Source organism: Corallococcus terminator, assembly GCF_049194865.1.
In the GTDB taxonomy this organism is placed as follows: Bacteria; Myxococcota; Myxococcia; order Myxococcales; family Myxococcaceae; genus Myxococcus; species Myxococcus terminator_A.
On record NZ_JBLZWL010000043.1, the window covers coordinates 74,516 to 91,122 of the forward strand.

The following is a 16,607-nucleotide window of genomic DNA, read 5'->3' on the forward strand; positions in this document are numbered from 1 at the left end:
GGCCCTCGGCTCACCGCGAGGGCTCGGGCGCGCCGGGCACCGACAGCCACTCCTCCGGGATGTCGCCGCGCGGCAGCTCCAACACGAAGGTGGAGCCGCGTCCCAGCTCGCTGGTGGCCTTCACCGTGCCACCGAAGGCCTCCACAATCTGCCGGGTGATGTAGAGCCCCAGGCCCAGGCCACCGTAGTGCCTGTCGCTCACCGCGCGCTCGAAGCGCTCGAAGATGCGCGGCAAGTCACGCGCGGAGATGCCGATGCCGCCATCCTCCACGGTGAGGCGCGCGGTGCGTCCATCCGCCTCCACGCTCATGCGCACCGGCTGGCCGGCGCCGTACTTCAGCGCGTTGGAGAGCAGGTTGGTCACCACCTGCTCCAGCCGCAGCCGGTCCCACCGCCCCAGCACCGGCACCGGCGCGTGCATCTCCAGCGAGCACCGCATCTGCGCGGCCGAGGGCGCGAAGCGGTAGAGGATTTCCGCCGCCACGCTCGCCAGGTCCATCTCCTCCAGCTCCAGCTTCAAGCGGCCGGCGGTGATGCGCGACACGTCCAGCAGGTTGTCCACCAGGCTCGTCAGCTTGCGCACCTGGCGCTGCACCACGTCCAGCGTCTCCGAGACGCGCTCGGCGGACACCGGCTTGCCGTTCGCCGCCAGCAGGTCCACCTGCTTCTGGAGCAACTGCACCTTGAGGTGCAGCGGCGTCAGCGGCGTCTTCAGCTCGTGGCTGGCGATGCCCAGGAACTCGTCGCGCAGGCGCACCGCCTCGCGCGCTTCCCGCAGCAGCCGCGCGTTGTCCAGCGACAGCGCCGTGCGCCGCGAGAGCTCCTCCGCCAGCCGCTCGTCCTCGTCACCGAAGCTCGGCGCGCCATCCGTGCGGTACAGCGCCAGCGCGCCGATGATGCGCCCGCGCGCCACCAGCGGCACACCCAGGTAGCTGCTCAGCCCGAGCGAGAGCAGCAGCCGCGCGTGCTCCACGTCCCGGGAGAGGGCCACCTGGTCCTCTTCCGACAACACCGCCGTCCGCTCCGTGCGGCCCGTGAGGAACAGGGCGGGCAGCCCCCGAGGGTCCAGCGTGTCAGGCGGATACCGGCACAGCATCTCCACCAGCAGCACGTGCCGCTCCGGCTCCGCGTGCACCGCGGCGACGGCGCGCACCGACTCGCCCGACGAGCCCAGGAAGAGCACGCCCGCGTCCGCCAGCGTGGGCACCAGCAGCCGCAGCAGCGGCTCCATCTGCGCCTCGGTCTCCAGCTCGGCGCCCAGGAGCGCGCCGGCCTCCGCCAGCAGCTTCGCGCCGCGCGTCGCGTCCAGGCGGGGCAGCAGCTCCTCGCGCGCACGCAGGAGCACCCCCGACGGCGTCGCGCCCCCCTCCGGCGACACCGGGAACACGCTGCCCCTCAACACCACCACCGTTCCGTCCGGTCGGCGCAGACCCCAGCGCTCCTCGCGGACCAGCTCCCCCGCGAGCGCACGCGTCAGCGGAGAAACTTCCAGTGGCAATGACACGTTGTCCGCACGCACCCAGTCACACCCAGGCAGCCAGCCGCGCTCCAGGCGCTCCGGCATGGGGATGCGAAACTGGCGTCCCGCCTCGGCGTTGAAGACGAGCACGTGGCCGGTAGCATCCAGCAGGACGAGGGCTTCGCCTGTCTGCTCGACGAGCAGGCGCAGGGCGGCGTCGCTCAGTCGGGCTTCCGCCCGTTCCGCGAGCACCTGATGAATCTTCGAAAGCGGGGCGCGGCCAGAGGACATGAGTTCAGGGAATTTCCGCTCGTGGCATGGTGGCATCCTGACCCGCCCGAAGGAAGACAACTCCCTGCCCTCGCTCAACACCTGAGGGGGCGCGGTCTGAATCCCAACCTTCCTGGGGTCAGGTCCGCCCCCTTGCCTGTCCTGCAAGAAATCCTGAATCGTTGGATAGTTGTACATCGCCCGAACTCCCCGTTCAGACGACGCGTCCACTTCCTCGAGCCTCAACATGCAGACGCCGCCCGCCAGGCCTGATTGGACTCCCCACGAGCGCCGGTATCGGCTCGTCATCGACAGCCTGAAGGAGGTCGTCTTCCAGACGGACGCACAAGGTGCCTGGACGTTCCTCAACCCGGCGTGGTCGGAAATCACGGGCCACCCGGTGGAGGACTCGCTGGGCAAGCACTTCTCGGAGTTCGTCTTCGAGGAGGACCAGCGGCGAAGCCTGGAGGGGTTGCGCAAGCTGGTGACGAAGGAGCTGGAGTACGTGCGCACCGAGGTGCGCTACGTGAATCGCGGCGGCGGCTTCCGGTGGGTGGAGGTCTACGGGCGGCTGATGGTGGGCGAGGACGGCGTGGTGCTGGGCACGTCCGGGACGCTCAACGACATCACCGAGCGCAAGGCGTCCGACGGCGCGCTGGAGCGGCGTGAGCGCTACCTCACCGCGCTGGTGGAGGTGCAGCAGCGGCTGCTCTCGGTGCGCGACGGCGGAGACTTGTACGGGCCGGTGCTGGAGCCGCTGGGCCAGTCCTCGGGCGCCAGCCGCGTGTACGTCTTCGAGCTGCACCCGGGCCCCGAGGGCAACCACTGGTGCAGCCAGCGCGCGGAGTGGTGCGCGCCGGGCGTGCGCGCGGAGATAGACAACCCGGAGCTCCAGAACCTGCCGATGATGCCGACGCTGGAGCGGTGGGAGAAGACGCTGGCGCGCGGCGACGTCATCGAGGGCCTGGTGGAGACGTTCCCCGCCGGAGAGCGCGAGCTGCTGGAGCCACAGGGCATCCTCTCCATCCTCGTGCTGCCGCTGCGCGTGCAGGGCGTGCTGACGGGCTTCGTGGGCTTCGACAACTGCGCGGAGGCGCGGCGGTGGGACCGGCTGGAGGTGGACCTGTTGTCCGCCGCGGCGGGCGCCATCTCCGTGGCGCTGGAGCGGCGGGAGTCGGAGCGCGCGCTGAGAGAGCGCGAGCGGAGATTCCGGCAGCTCGCGGAGAACGCATCCGACGTGCTGTACCTGTACCGCTGCGAGGCGCCGCGAGGCTTCGTCTACGTCAGCCGCGTGGCGCACGCGAAGCTGGGCTACGGGCCGGTGGCGCACTACGGCGACGCGGACCTGTGGTACCGGCGCGTGCACCCGGAGGACCGGGACGCGCTGGAGCGACTGCTGGAGGCCCCGCGCGCGTCGGCCGGTGCGCCGGTGACGGTGCGCTACCTGCATCCGGATGGCCGCACGCTGTGGCTGGAGCACGTCGTCGTCCCGGTGACGGACGCGCTGGGGCGCATGGTGGCGGTGGAGGGACTGGCGCGCGACATCACCGAGCGACGTCAGGCCGAGGAGGCCCTGCGCCTGTCCGAGGCCAGCTTCCGCGCGCTGTTGGAGGGCGTGCCGGACGCGGCGGCGATTGAGCGGGACGGGCACATCGTCTACGCGAACGCGGCGCTGGTGGGCACGCTGGGCTTCGAGCGCGCGGAGCAGTTGGTGGGCCGCCAGCTGTCGGAGTTCGTGAAGGACATGCGCGGCACGGAGGCGGTGAGGGCGGGCGCGCTCACCGGCGAGCGGCGGCTGATGCGACGCGACGGACGCACGCGCGTGGCGGAGGTCGTCTCCCTGCCCCTGCGCTTCGACGGCCATCCCGCGGTGGTGTCGATTGCCCGCGATGTGACGGAGCAGCGGCAGCTCCAGGCGCGGCTGACGCTGGCGGACCGGCTGGCGTCGGTGGGCACGCTGGCGGCGGGCATCGCTCACGAAATCAACAACCCGCTGGCCTTCGTGCTGTCCAACCTGAGCTTCATGTCGGACGAGTTCCGCCGCAACCTGCCCCCGGGCGACGGCGCGACGGCGCTCCAGGCCCGGCTGCGGGGCGAGCCCGATCTGGGCGAGTGGGTGGAGGTGCTGCACGAGGCCTGCGAGGGCGCGGAGCGGGTGCGGCAGATTGTCCGTCAGCTCAAGACGTTCTCCCGGCCCGACGAGGAGAACGTGTCGCCGCTGGACGTGCACGGCGTGCTGGAGTCGGTGGCGATGATGGCGGCGAACGAGATTCGCCACCGCGCGCAGCTCCGACGGGCGTACGGCGACATCCCCTCGGTGATGGCGAACGAGGGGAAGCTGAGCCAGGTGTTCCTGAACCTCGTGGTGAACGCGGCGCAGGCGATTCCAGAGGGCTCCGCGCATCGGCACGAAATCCGGCTGGCGACGCGGCGGGACGGACGCTCGCGGGTGGTGGTGGAGGTGCAGGACACGGGCGTGGGGATTCCGCGCGAAGTCATCGACCGCATCTTCGACCCGTTCTTCACCACGAAGCCGGTGGGCGTGGGCACGGGCCTGGGCCTCTCCATCTGTCACAGCATCATCCACGGGCTGGGCGGTGACATCACCGTGGAGAGCGAGCCCGGCAAGGGCACCATCTTCCGCGTCAGCCTGCCCACCATGGAGCAGGACACGCGCGCGTCGGCGGCGGCGCTCGACGTGACGCCCAGGACGCTGAGCCAGCCGCGAGGGCGCGTGCTGGTGGTGGACGACGAGCCCGCGGTGGGGCGCGTGTTGCAGCGCATCCTCCGAGGCCACGAGGTGGAGGTCGCCTGCAGCGGACGGCAGGCGCTGGAGCTGCTGGAGCAGGGGCTGGAGCCGGACGCGGTGCTGTGCGACGTGATGATGCCGGACCTGACGGGCCGCGACGTCTACGAGTCCGTGCGACGCGAACACGCGGGCCTGGAGGGCCGCTTCGTCTTCGTGTCGGGCGGGGCCTTCACCACGGGCGCGCGGGAGTTCCTCGCGAGCATCCCGAACCTCCTGCTGGAGAAGCCCTTTGACGAGGGCCGCGTGCGGCGCGTGGTGGAGGACCTGGTGCGCTTGCGGCGTCCCACCGCGGAGGCGTGAGGACCCATGTGGAATGACGTGGAGCTGAGAGACCTCCCGGCGTGCGCGGCGCGGCTGCTGGAGGAGGTGCGCCAGACGGACGGGTTCGCCTTCGTCCGCGAACAGGCGGCCGAGGCGGAGTCGATTGACGAAGGGCTCGTCACCGAGATGACGGCGGGGCTGGTGAAGAGCTTCGGGATGTACCGCCAGCCTCGCTACCTGCGTCCGGAGGCCTATGTCTGGGAGGAGCGGGATGGCGTGCGCACGGCGCGCGTCCGTCCGCTGTCCGCGCTGCTCCTCTCCTGGGCGGGCGGGGACGTGAGCCCCTACGTGCCGCAGATGGTGTGGGGCACGGGGCTCGTCGATTACCGCTACGAGGAGACGGAGTCGGAGAACGTGCTGCGGTTCGGCGCGACGAACTTCGACACCTGTGGCGGCTTCGAGCTGGGCTCACTCGGAGAGACGCTGGTGGAGCTGGCCGAGGACGAAGCGCTTCGCGAGCTGGAGGTGTTCGAGCCGCTCCAGAAGCTGCTGCTGGTGCGCACACTCCAGTGCGCGCACGCGGCCGTGCTCCAGGCCGTGAAGTCAGACGCCTTCCGCGAGCTGCCTCGCGTGGAGTCGTTCCGCTTCTTCGCCACGCCGGGGCACGACGCGCCGACCTGCTTGCTGCGACACGAGCCCTGAGCGCGAACTACTTCGCGCCGTCCAGCGGCAAGGGCCCGCTGTCCAATATCCGCTGGTGGGTCAGCACCTGGCCGTACTCGGCCGTGCGGTACTCGGTGCCTCCCGACTCCGCTGTCCCGTGCAGGCGCAGCTCGGCCGCGTCCGGCACGTAGCCCACGCGCAGCCGCAGCTCGCGCACGGCGGACAGCTCGCGCGTCACCTCGGGGCCCGTGGCGTAGGGCATCGACGTGCGCAGCGGCAGGGGCACGAGCAGACGGCGGGACGCGGTGGCTCCGGGCTCCACGCGGCTCAGGGCGGGGACCTCGGGAGCCTCCACGTCCGTGTCCTGCGGCACGGGCACGAGCTGACGCAGCAGCACCGCGCCGTCACCGGAGAGGTCCACATAGGCGCGCTCGGGCGCGAGGCCCACGTAGCCCGTGGGACCCCACTCCGGCAGCCCGTCCACCAACAGCACCGCATGGGAAGTGGCGTTACGCACCGCATACGCGACGGCGAGCCCCTCGGGCCCGCTCGTCACCGACTCCACCTTCAGCTCCACTTCCGCCTGGGCCACGCGTCCTCCCGGATTCGCGGGCTGATTCGACACCCGCGTGCAGCCCACGAATATCACCAGCGCCATGCAGCAGGCGCCAGCTTGGAGCAGGGCTCTCATGCGAGAGGGCTGTTAGTAGCGCGGCCGGGTCGGCAGGTTCAGGTCGTCACGGAGGACGTTCTCACCAGGGCGGCCACCCTGCACCACGTCCGGCGTGGCCGGGTTCTGGTCCAGGTCGATGGGCAGGCCCACCGCGGACGTCTCGCGGTTGTTGGTGCCGTTCTTCTCGCCGTTCGCCAGCGTGCCGTTGGCGTAGTCGGACGCGTGCACCAGCTCGTGGAACAGCGCCACCACCGGCGGGCGGTTCATCCACTCCTCGGCGCCCAGGGAGATGCGCGAGGTGTTGTAGTTCACCGTGCCGTCGGTGCCCTTGCCCGGCGTGCCGTCCGCGTTGAACCAGGCGTCATCCTTGTTCTTGGCGGACGCCGAGTTGCCGCTCGCGGTCTCCTTGATGGTCGTCGAGTGGCCGCTGTCATCCAGCGTGCGCAGCAGGTACTGACCCGACGGCAGCGAGCGCATCGCGTCCAGGTCCGACTGCACGCGCGCCTGGAACTCCGCGCTGCCCTCCACCGTCACCGAGCTGCCACGCTTCTCCGCGTCCGTCATGTCGACGATGGTCCGCGTATCTCCCGCGACGTCGTCGGTCTTCTCGTCCGCCTCGACGTACAGCTTGTCATCGCCGCCGTTGCCGCTGACGGTGTCCTTGCCCGCGCCACCCGCCACCGCGTCGTTGCCCTCGCCACCCGTCAGCGAGTCGTCGCCCCGGCCGCCGATGACCTGGTCGTCACCCGCGCCGCCCGTCGCGGTGTCATTCCCCGCGCCAGCGTCGATGTAGTCGCGGCCCTCGCCGCCGTTCAGCAGGTCATCGCCGTCCAGGCCGTACATGACATCGCGACCCGCGCCGCCGTTCACCAGGTCGTTGCCCGCGCCGGCCTCGATGTAGTCGTCGCCGTCGTCACCCGACACCGAGTCGTTGCCCGCGCCACCGATGATGGTGTCGTTGCCGGCGCCGCCGGTGATGGTGTCGTGACCCGCGCCACCCGTCAGCTTGTCGTTGCCCACGCCGCCGTCAATCGTGACGTCGACCGTGACGTTCTTATCCACGGTGATGGTGTCGTTACCCGCGCCGCCCTGGATGATGGCGCCCTTGGACTGCTCGGGCGACAGCGTCACCGTGTCGGAGCCGGACGTGATGACCAGCCCGCCGCTCCGGTTCATCGTCACCTTGGCGTCGTTGTTGCCCGCGCCCAGGTCCACCACCGTCTGGCCGTTCGCGTTGGTGCTGACTTGAGGTCCCGTGCCCGAGGCGGCCTGGCCGGCCTGCTTGACCTTCTCGGCCACCTTCGCGATGACGCCGCCGATGCCAGGGCCCGGCTTGAGCGGGGACGGAGCCCCCTCGAAGTCACTGCCCCTCGCGGACGCCGCCGAAACCGTGCGCGGGGCCGCGTCGAAGCCGTCCTTCATCCGCTGCTCAACCGCCGTCTTCACCGCGTTGGGCTTGGCGGCGGGCTGCTTCACCGGCTCCGGCTTCGGCTCGGGCTTCACGGTGAGGGTGGGACGCGAACCGGACTTGCCAATCGTGGTCATGACGACTTCTCCCTGAGAACGAGGCACCCGGTACAGTCCCAGCGGCCAATGCCGGGGCGGACGAACGCCGACCTTCCCGATTATCGAGGTCCTCGGGCGACAGTTGCGTCGCCTCTCGATAATCGGGAGCGGATCATCTGCCCTGCGACTAGTAGTGCGGCCGGGTAGGCAGGTTCAGGTCATCGCGGAGGACGTTCTCCCCGGGGCGACCACCCTGCACCACGTCCGGCGTGGCCGGGTTCTGGTCCAGGTCGACGGGCAGACCCACCGCGGACGTCTCCAGGTTGCGCGTGCCGTCCTTCGAGCCGTTCGCCAGCGTGCCGTTGTTCATGTCGGACGCGTGCACCAGCTCGTGGAACAGGCCGACAATCGGAGGACGGTTCATCCACTCGTCGGCGCCCAGGGAGATGCGCGAGGTGTTGTAGTTCACCGTCGCGTCCGTGCCCTTGCCCGGCGTGCCGTCCTTGTTGAAGAAGCCGTCGTTGAAGGCGGTGCCGGACGCAGTGTTGCCGCCGCTCGTCTCCGAGATGGTCGTCGTCTTGCCGCTGGAATCCAGCGAGCGCAGCAGGTCCTGGCCCGACGGCAGCGAGCGCATCGCGTCCAGGTCCGACTGCACGCGCGCCTGGAACTCCGCAGTGCCCTTCACCGACACGGAGCTGCCGCGCTTGTCCGCGTCCGTCATGTCGACGATGGTCCGCGTGTCCCCGGCGACGTCGTCGGTCTTCTCGTCGTTCTCGACGTAGAGCTTGTCATCGCCGCCGTTGCCCTGGACCGTGTCCGCGCCCTCACCACCGGCCACCGCGTCGTTGCCCTCGCCACCCGTCAGCGAGTCGTCGCCCCGGCCGCCGATGACCTGATCATCCCCAGCGCCGCCCGCCGCGGTGTCGTTCCCCGCGCCCGCGTCGATGTAGTCGCGGCCCTCGCCGCCGTTCACCAGGTCATTGCCGTCCAGGCCGTAGAGCACGTCGCGACCCGCGCCACCGTTCACCAGGTCGTCGCCCGCGCCACCCTCGACGTAGTCGTCGCCGTCGTCACCCGACACCGCGTCGTTGCCCGCGCCGCCCAGCACCGCGTCGTTGCCCGCGCCGCCGATGAGCGTGTCGTTGCCCGCGCCGCCCGTCAGCTTGTCGTTGCCCGCGCCACCGTCCACCGTGACGTCCTGGGTGACGCTCGCGTCCAGCGTAATCGTGTCGTTTCCGTCGCCGCCCTGGATGATGGCGCCCTTGGCCTGCTCGGCCGTCAGCGTCACGGAGTCCTTGCCCGACGTGACAGTGAGCGAGCCGTCCTTGCCCTGCGACACCGTCGCGGTGTTGTTGCCCGTGCCCAGGTCCACCACCGTCTGACCGTTCGCGTTGGTGCTCACCTGGGGAGCCAGGGCCGCGGCGCCCTTCCCGGCCTGCTTGACCTGCTCGGCCACCTTGTCCAGGACCTTGCCGATTCCGGAGCCGGGGTTGCCCGGGAACTGGGTGCCTTCACCGCGAATCTCGGAGAGCACCGGACGGGACGCCGAGCCCGTGCGCGGGGCCGCGTCGAAACCGTCCTGCATCCGCTGCGCGACGGCCGTCTTCACCGCGTCGGGGCGCTGGGCCTTGGCGGCCTCCTTCACCGGCTCCGGCTTCGGCTCGGGCTTGACGGTGAGGGTGGGGCGCGAACCGGACTTGCCAATCGTGGTCATGCCCGGATTATCGGGGGCCCCTCCCGGGAGTTGCGTCGTTTCTCGAATCCTGGGAACGAATCGGCGGATCCACGGCGTCCCATGGGGTCTTGCCCCATCCGCTGTCACCTTGAATGGACAGACGTCTGGGTTTTCGCGCACCCACGCAACGCCTGCCAAGGCAACGCCTGACGTCACTCCATCCGTCATCGGGGGGACCCTCCTCCCGGTGACCGATGCGGCCTGGGGCTCGGACGGGCGAGTGTGCCGTCCACGTCAGCCTTCACACCCCGAGGCCACACATGAATCGCACCCTGCTGCTGCTGTCCGCCGCTGGATTGCTCGCCCTGGGCGCGCTCTCGCTGGGCAAGCCCCCACCGCCTCCGCCGCCGCCCGTCACCGACACCAGCCACACCGTGGCCCGGCCGGATGAGGAGCCCGCCACCTCCGTGCTGCCCCTCGTCGTCGCCCAACCCTCCGACGGCGCCCTCACCCTCACCGGCAAGCTGTCCGGCGCCTATGTCCAGACCGGCGACAGCGAGGCCTTCGCGTGGATGGAGATCAAGGCCCGCCCCGTGGAGGCCCAGCGCCGCGTCCCCGTCAACATGGCCCTCGTCGTGGACCGCTCCGGCTCCATGTCCGGCCAGAAGCTGACGGACGCCAAGCGCGCCGCCGCCGAGCTGGTGCGCCGCCTGACGCCCGAGGACCGGCTCGCGTTGATCCACTACGGCACCGACGTGAAGGTCATCCCCAGCCGCCTCGTGACGAATGAGGTCCGCGAGGACCTGCTCGCCGCCATCGACCGCATCCAGGATGACGGCTCCACCAACATCAGCGGCGGCCTCATCCAGGCGGGCGCCGCGCTGCGCGAGCACCTGGCCCAGTACCGCGTCAGCCGCGCCATCCTCCTGAGCGACGGCCAGCCGACGACGGGCCTGGTGACGGAGCCGGAGCTCTTCAGGCTCACGCGCGGCCTGCGCGACGAGGGCATCACCGTGAGCGCGCTCGGCGTGGGCGAGGACTTCCAGGCCTCCCTCATGCGCGGCATGGCCGAGCAGGGCGGCGGCTTCTCCGGCTTCCTCAACGACTCCTCCCGGCTGGCGGAGGTCTTCTCCCGCGAGCTGGACCAGGCCACCAGCACCGTCGCCCGCCGCGTGGAGCTGCGGCTCACCCTGCCCCCCGCCGTCCGCGGCGTGGAGGTCATGGGCCTGCCCTCCACCCGAGAGGGCGACGTCGTCAAGGTGCCGCTGTATGACCTGGCCGGAGAACAGTCCGTCCGCGTCGTCGTGAAGATGACGCTGCGAGCGAGCGCCACCTCCGAGGCCCTGCCCCTGCTCGACGCCACCGTGCGCTACCTGGACGTGTCCCGCGATACGATGGCGGAGACCACCCTGCCCCTGAAGGCCCAGGTCACCGAGGACGTCGCCCTGGTGCGCGCCCACCTGGACCGGGACGTGCGCGTACACGCGGTGCGAGCGTTGGGAACCCAGCAGATGCGCGCCGCCGTGGAGGAGATGAAGCGCGGCAACCGCAAGGGCGCCGTGGGTCTGCTGGGCAACGCCCGGAAGCTTTTCGGCTCGTCCCCCGCCGCGCTGTCGGGGGAGCTTGCGGAGCTGGACCAGACAGAGGCAGCCTATGGGCGGGCGTCGAATGACGGTGACGTTCGCCGCGAGTCGCTGAACCTCTACAAGAAGACGATGAAGAACTTCGGCGAGAACAACGCCTATTAGTCAGGACGGTGCAGAGCCCATGGCCCTCTCCCTGCAGTTCCTCCACCGCGAGGAGTTCGAGTCCCGCACCTTCCGCGCCCTGGGGGGAGGCGCCTGCATGGGCATCTTCGCGGCCCTGGCGCTGCGCGTCTGGGAGCCCTTCGCGCCCATCGTCCGGCTGACGCTGGAGCCGGGCTACTTCGCGGTGGTGGCCGCCGCGCTCGCCGCCGCGAAGCCGCTGAAGGGCTACGGGTGGGGCCTGCGCGCGGCGCTCGCCGTGCTGCCCGTCTTCCCCTTCCTCTTCTCCGCGCCCTCCCCGCTGCCCCAGAGCCTGGCGGCCTGCATCGCCGCGGCGCTGGTGACGTGGCTGGGCAACGGCCGTGACAGCGCGGGCAGCTCCACCGCCGTCGCCGCGAGCGCCGCCGCCGCCGGCGTCCTCGCCCCGGTGGGCCTGTACGTGAATCAGGTGCTGGACGCCCGCTTCCTGGGAAGCACCACGCTGTTGTCCCTGGTGGTGGGCTACGCCTGCGTGGCCCTCTTCTGGAGCATCGGCACGCTGCCCTCGCACCTGGTGCTGCACACCGACACGGTGGAGGCCCGGGGCCTGGCGCTCGGCAACACGCTCAAGGGCGAGGCCCAGGAGCTGGCCGCGCGCGCGCTCGGGCTGTACCAGCAGTGCAAGGCGGCGGTGCTGCGCATGCCCGCGAGCCCGGGGCGGCAGGAGCTGGTGGTCGTGATTGAGAAGATGGCCTCGGAGAGCTTCTCGCTCGCGGAGACCCACTCGGCGCTCACCGCGCAGCTGGACTCCGTCGTCGCCCATGACGTGGACGCGCAGGTGAAGGAGCTGCGCGCGCGCGCCGCCGCCATCCAGGACACCGTCGCGCGCCGGCAGCTGGAGCTCGCCGCGTCCTCACTGGGCGAGGAGCTCAACCACCTGGATGCGCTGAGCCGCAAGCGCGAGCGGCTGTTCGCCCAGCTCCACGCGCAGGTGGCGCTGCTGGAGCGCGCCCGCGTGTCCTTCATCGGGGCGCAGGGCCATGAGCTGGGTGCCAAGGGCGAGCAGGCCGCGCAGCTCGCGCGCCGCCTCAAGGGCCTGGGTGACGAGTCCGCCCTGCCCCCTGCCCCGGTGGACACGCAGGAAGACACCCCGCGCCCCACCACCCCCGAGGCCACGCGCCTCCGGAGCTGAAGGGAGCTGAGAGACGCCCCCAGCGCGTCAGGCGCTCGCCTTCTTCTTCCGGGCGGCGGCCTTGCGCTGGGGCGCCTTGCGCTGGACGCTGGCCCTGAAGCTGCCGGGCGGCGCGTGCAGCTCGTCGGCGATTCTCCGCTCGATGGCCTCCCGCGTGTCCCGAGCGATGACGAGCGCCGCCTCGATTTCCTCACGCACCCGCGCCGCCTGCTCCTCCGCCGTCGCGCGGTACTCCGAGGTGGTCCGACGTAGGGCGAGGGTGCCTCGGTCCTCCGTCTCGCTGGTCCGCGTCGCCACCGCGACTTGCCCCCGGGCCCTGCTCCCTCGCGACCTGTCTTCCGCTGCCTTCTCCGCCATGGGAGCCTCCACGCTGATCCCCTCGTCGAAAGTGGGCCGTGGGCGCTCCTCGGGGAAGTCCGCCGCTCAACTCGGCCCCCACCCAGGTGGGAGGGCAGGCGTCCAGTCGGCGGACGGGCAAGCAGCGGTGCTTCTCTTGCAGCGCAGAAAAACGTAAAAGCGGGCCTGATGATTGTGGCGCAAGGGTGCCGGGCCCCTGCTACTCACAGCGGCGCCGCATGGGCGGGCAGCGTCCAATCGCGAGGGATACCGTGGCCGTCAGCGCACCCTTTTCGTTTCTGAAGAGCCGGAAGCACAACCTGGACCGGATGACGCTGGGCGACCTCGTCTTCTCGTTCTTCACGTACTACGCCGTGCTTGCCTACATCACCGTCGGCATCGTCAGCCTGGTGTACGCGGTGAAGTGGTTCGACAACCCGGTGCGCATGTTGCTGGCGATGCTGGCCGCGAGCGTGGTGTTCCCGTTCGGCTGGTACCTGGTGCACAAGAACATCCTGCACAGCCGCTTCCTCTACAAGACGCCCTTCACCGCGGCGACGTGGAAGCGCATCCACTTCGACCACCACCAGGACCCCAATGACTTGCGCGTGCTCTTCGGCGCGCTGGCCAACGTGCTGCCCACGGTGGGCGGAGTGATTGCGCCCATCGGCTATCTGATTGGCGGCAAGTCCGGAGCGGCGGCGGCGTTGGGCTGGGCGATGGTGATTACGTGCTTCTATGAGTTCTGCCACTGCATCCAGCACCTGAACTACACGCCGAAGCTGGGCTTCCTGAAGGAAATCAAGCGCCTGCACCTGTCTCACCACTACCACAACGAGCAGGGCAACTACGGCATCACCAACTACTTCTGGGACCGCCTCTTCGGGACCTTCTATTCGAAGGCCGGTGAGAAGCCCAAGAGCCCCACGGTGTTCAACCTGGGCTACACCGCCGAGGAAGCCAAGCGCTACCCGTGGGTGGACAAGCTCTCCAATGGCACACGCGGTGATGACCACCCGCGCCGCTTCTGGCAGGGCAAGGAAGGCCAGGGCACGCAGCCCGAGGACGCTCCCGCGCGCGCCGGTAGCGAGCCGTAGAGGGAGCCATGGGCGAAGCACGGTGGTGGTAGCCTCCCTATCCAGGAGGTCACGCACCGTTGCTCCAACCCTTGAGATTGGCTCTCGCGCTCGTGCTCGTGGCGGGAGCCGCCGCGGCGGCTGAGCCACTGTCCGGAGGGCGCGTCAGGCGGGAGCGCTCCGTGAGTGTCGCCGGCCCGCCCGCGGAACCGCTACCCGTCATCCATGTCGCGGGGGACACCTGGACGGTGTTGCTCTTCTCCGCGCCCATCCAGAAGAAGTCCCTGACCTTCGACGAGTCGCGAATCCGGGTCCTGGATGCGGGGGAACGGTCGGTCATCGTTCAGCCCCTCGAGGATCTCCAGGAGGGCGAACGGCAGGAGCTCGGGGTGTTCTTCGCCGACGGCGGGACACCCGCGCGGGCCGTCTTCGTGCTCGTGACCGCCCCGGGCGACGTGGACTCGCGAATCACCGTCCAGCGTCCCGAGCCTCGGGCCAGGCCCTGTGAGGCCGACGCTGAACCACCCGTGCCGAAGCCGGAAGACTTCCTGTTGCTCGGCTACATGGACGATGACGGCGTCACCACTTCCAGCGTCCCAGACCTCAGCGACGAGGCACAGGGGCTCGCTTCGACAAAGACCGTGTCCTATCGGGGCAAGGGCTGGGTTCTGGTGGATGTGACCATCACGAACATGCTCGGGCAACCGGCCTGGACACCGCGAGAGGCGACGTTCACGAGGCGGGTCGGCCTGCCTCTGCGGGCGCGGCTCGTACCCTCCATCAAGGGTGCGATTGCTCCAGGTGAGGAGGGACGCGTTCTTGTGGTTGTCGAGACGCCCGCGCCAAAAGCGAACCAGGTCTTCACCGTGGAATTGCGCGGGGATGGGGGCCGGCGTCTCAAGATTCCAGACGTGCGCTTTCTCAAGTCCAGTGGAGGGAAGGACCCATGACGCCCTTCGAGACCCTCATCGACGGATGGCAGATTTCAAGGCAGATCGGCGACGGGGGATTTGCCTTCGTCTTCCTGGGCGAGAAGCACGGAAGATGCGGCGCGCTCAAGGTTGCGCTTCACCGGGAGACGAGCGGCGATTTCAAGCAGACCCACGTCCGGACGTTGCGCGAATTGACGGCGCTGCTGCTGCTGAACCACCCCAACATCGTCCGGCCGCAAGGGCATGGCTACACGTTGACGGGCCACGCCTATCTCGCGCTCGACTACGTGGAGGGCTGGACGCTCGCGGAGTGGGCGGAACGCAAGCACCCGACCTTTCGAGAAATCATCGCGGTCTTCGAGAAGCTCGCCGGTGCGCTGTCGTACATGCACGGTCGAGGCGTGCTGCATCGGGACTTGAAGCTGCTCAATGTCCTGATTCGCAAGAGCGACAGCGAGCCCGTCATCATCGACTTCAGTTGTGCGACCTATCCGCTCGCCGAAGACCTGACGGGCGGGGGCCTGCCTCCGGGCACGGACCGCTATCGCGCCCCCGAGCAGTTCAAGTTCCTGCGAGAGCACAAGAACGACCTGCAGGCCCGCTATGCCTTTCAGGTCGCCGATGAAATCTTCGCGGTCGGAGTCATGCTGCACGAGCTGCTGGCGGACCCACGACCGCTGGAGAAGCACGCGCGCTTCGACTTGAACGACCCGAACCATGTGCCTCGCTCGCCTCGTCTGGTGAACGCCCGTGTCCCGGAGGCACTGAGCGAACTCGTCGAAAGCGTCGTGTCCCGGAACCCAACAAAGCGTCCGGTCGACGCCGAGGCGCTTCGTCGCGAGCTGGCGGCACTTCGAGATGACCCTGTCGCCGACTACGACGTGCCGGCGCATGCGCCGAAAGAGCGGCGTCGTTCCGAGCACGTCGAGCATGAGCTGCCCGCCGCGTCGTCGTTGCCGCCCGCCTCTGCCCCACGTCCGTGGCACGGCGGCTTGATTGAGCGCCCGCGCCTGTCGAAAAGGTGGGGTGTCATCCTTGCCGGCGTCGTGGCGCTCGTCGCCCTGTGGCGCTATTCGACGGCGGAGCTCGCGCCTCCCGTCGATTCACACGTCGCCGTGAGTCCCCGCCCTTCCATCGCTCCTCATTCCACACCGCCCAGGATGACCCCTGCTGCTATGTCATCCTCCATCCCCTCTCCCGTGAAAGCCCCGGGGCTGGCGCTCGTCGCCGCACAGAAGGAAGGTTCAACCGTGAAGCCCTCTCCGCTTGAGACGCCGCCCCAAGGGCGCGCAGTCCGCACGCCGAAGAAGTTCTCTGCCGCCGCGGAGTGCGCGTCGTTGTCGCTCGTCGCGGCGCTGGCGGCGGGTTGCCCGAGTGCCCAGATACGGCCCGAGTCGTTCACCTGTCCTGCTGGTGCGGAACAGGCCATGGAGGAGAATCTTCATTGGGAGGTTGGCAACCGATTCATCCTCAACCTGGACGACCGGTACGCGAATCTCGACAACGTCTGGTTCTCCCCTGGTGGGGAGGTGGTGGGGGTCGTCCCGAAGAGTTCGGCCGATGATGACCGGCAGAAGGACAAGGTGCCCGCCGGAACACGCTTCTACGGGAAGGCCTACTACCTTTCCGACAAGCTGGGGCGCGTGGACGGACCCGCGCTCATCGTTCGCTATGACCGCGTGAAGCTGCCGGGGCAGGACGAGCAACCCATTTGCTTCGTCGTCGAGGCGAAGGCGTTGGAGTTCAAGGATGGGAAGGTGAAGGGACGCAACTGGACCACCGGACGCGTCGTGGATCGCTGGCCCTGAGTCCCACCGCTGCCAAGGGGACTCATCCATCCGCGCAGACCCTGGAAGAACCCGCGCGCTTGTCTCGCGCCGGCGAGGTAGCGCGACGCGCGACGTCCTCGCGGTGGGAATGGGGTTCCTCGTAGCGTCGAAGCTCCTCGCCGTCGAAGGGAGACTCATGGTGCTCCGTCGGGCTGGTGCCCTCCTGCTCGCTTTGCTGACCGCCTGTGGAGGCGCGGCGCGT

Annotated in this window: 12 protein-coding genes; 7 read left to right on the forward strand and 5 right to left on the reverse strand. The window is 69.6% G+C overall.

Going from position 1 to position 16,607, the window contains the following annotated elements:
• Positions 1-10: 10 nt before the first annotated feature.
• Positions 11-1,750 (reverse strand): sensor histidine kinase, encoded by a 1,740-nt coding sequence (locus ACN469_RS15070; protein WP_498768440.1) that lies wholly within the window; start codon positions 1,748-1,750, stop codon positions 11-13.
• Between the two features lie 226 nt (positions 1,751-1,976).
• Between ACN469_RS15070 and ACN469_RS15075 the strand changes: the two genes are divergently transcribed.
• Together ACN469_RS15075 and ACN469_RS15080 are read left to right on the forward strand one after the other, a co-directional pair.
• The gene (locus tag ACN469_RS15075) at positions 1,977-4,838 is read left to right on the forward strand and encodes a PAS domain-containing hybrid sensor histidine kinase/response regulator (RefSeq protein ID WP_498768442.1); all 2,862 of its coding nucleotides are present in this window, start codon (positions 1,977-1,979) and stop codon (positions 4,836-4,838) included.
• A 6-nt stretch (positions 4,839-4,844) separates the two neighbouring features.
• Positions 4,845-5,501, forward strand: coding sequence for a hypothetical protein (locus ACN469_RS15080; protein WP_498768444.1), 657 nt, complete (start codon positions 4,845-4,847; stop codon positions 5,499-5,501).
• Positions 5,502-5,508: 7 nt separating this feature from the next.
• On the opposite strand, the gene ACN469_RS15085 is transcribed toward ACN469_RS15080, so the two are convergent.
• The 3 genes from ACN469_RS15085 to ACN469_RS15095 form a co-directional block, all read right to left on the reverse strand.
• On the reverse strand, positions 5,509-6,120 hold the full coding sequence (locus ACN469_RS15085) for a hypothetical protein (protein WP_498768446.1): 612 nt from the start codon (positions 6,118-6,120) through the stop codon (positions 5,509-5,511).
• A 45-nt stretch (positions 6,121-6,165) separates the two neighbouring features.
• Complete coding sequence (locus ACN469_RS15090; RefSeq protein ID WP_498768448.1) at positions 6,166-7,680, reverse strand: M91 family zinc metallopeptidase; 1,515 nt, start codon at positions 7,678-7,680, stop codon at positions 6,166-6,168.
• Positions 7,681-7,828: 148 nt separating this feature from the next.
• The gene (locus tag ACN469_RS15095; RefSeq protein WP_498768450.1) at positions 7,829-9,355 is read right to left on the reverse strand and encodes a M91 family zinc metallopeptidase; all 1,527 of its coding nucleotides are present in this window, start codon (positions 9,353-9,355) and stop codon (positions 7,829-7,831) included.
• Between the two features lie 281 nt (positions 9,356-9,636).
• Here ACN469_RS15095 and ACN469_RS15100 point away from each other — a divergent pair, with 281 nt between their 5' ends.
• Together ACN469_RS15100 and ACN469_RS15105 are read left to right on the forward strand one after the other, a co-directional pair.
• Positions 9,637-11,064: a vWA domain-containing protein gene (locus ACN469_RS15100; protein WP_498768452.1), complete on the forward strand. Its 1,428-nt coding sequence runs from the start codon at positions 9,637-9,639 to the stop codon at positions 11,062-11,064.
• Positions 11,065-11,083: 19 nt separating this feature from the next.
• On the forward strand, positions 11,084-12,232 hold the full coding sequence (locus tag ACN469_RS15105) for a hypothetical protein (protein ID WP_498768454.1): 1,149 nt from the start codon (positions 11,084-11,086) through the stop codon (positions 12,230-12,232).
• A 27-nt stretch (positions 12,233-12,259) separates the two neighbouring features.
• On the opposite strand, the gene ACN469_RS15110 is transcribed toward ACN469_RS15105, so the two are convergent.
• A complete protein-coding gene (locus tag ACN469_RS15110; protein WP_498768456.1) occupies positions 12,260-12,589 on the reverse strand; it encodes a hypothetical protein in 330 nt (109 codons plus the stop codon).
• Positions 12,590-12,840: 251 nt separating this feature from the next.
• On the opposite strand from ACN469_RS15110, the gene ACN469_RS15115 reads away from it, so the two are divergent.
• The 3 genes from ACN469_RS15115 to ACN469_RS15125 are packed head-to-tail and all read left to right on the forward strand — an operon-like array spanning position 12,841 to position 16,384.
• Entirely contained in the window at positions 12,841-13,665 is an 825-nt protein-coding gene (locus ACN469_RS15115) for a sterol desaturase family protein (RefSeq protein ID WP_498768458.1), read from the forward strand.
• A 59-nt stretch (positions 13,666-13,724) separates the two neighbouring features.
• Positions 13,725-14,594: a DUF2381 family protein gene (locus ACN469_RS15120; RefSeq protein ID WP_498768460.1), complete on the forward strand. Its 870-nt coding sequence runs from the start codon at positions 13,725-13,727 to the stop codon at positions 14,592-14,594.
• Positions 14,591-16,384, forward strand: a complete 1,794-nt coding sequence (locus ACN469_RS15125; protein WP_498768462.1) for a serine/threonine protein kinase — start codon at positions 14,591-14,593, stop codon at positions 16,382-16,384. Before ACN469_RS15120 ends, ACN469_RS15125 begins: the two co-directional genes overlap by 4 nt.
• The last annotated feature ends 223 nt before the right edge of the window (positions 16,385-16,607 follow it).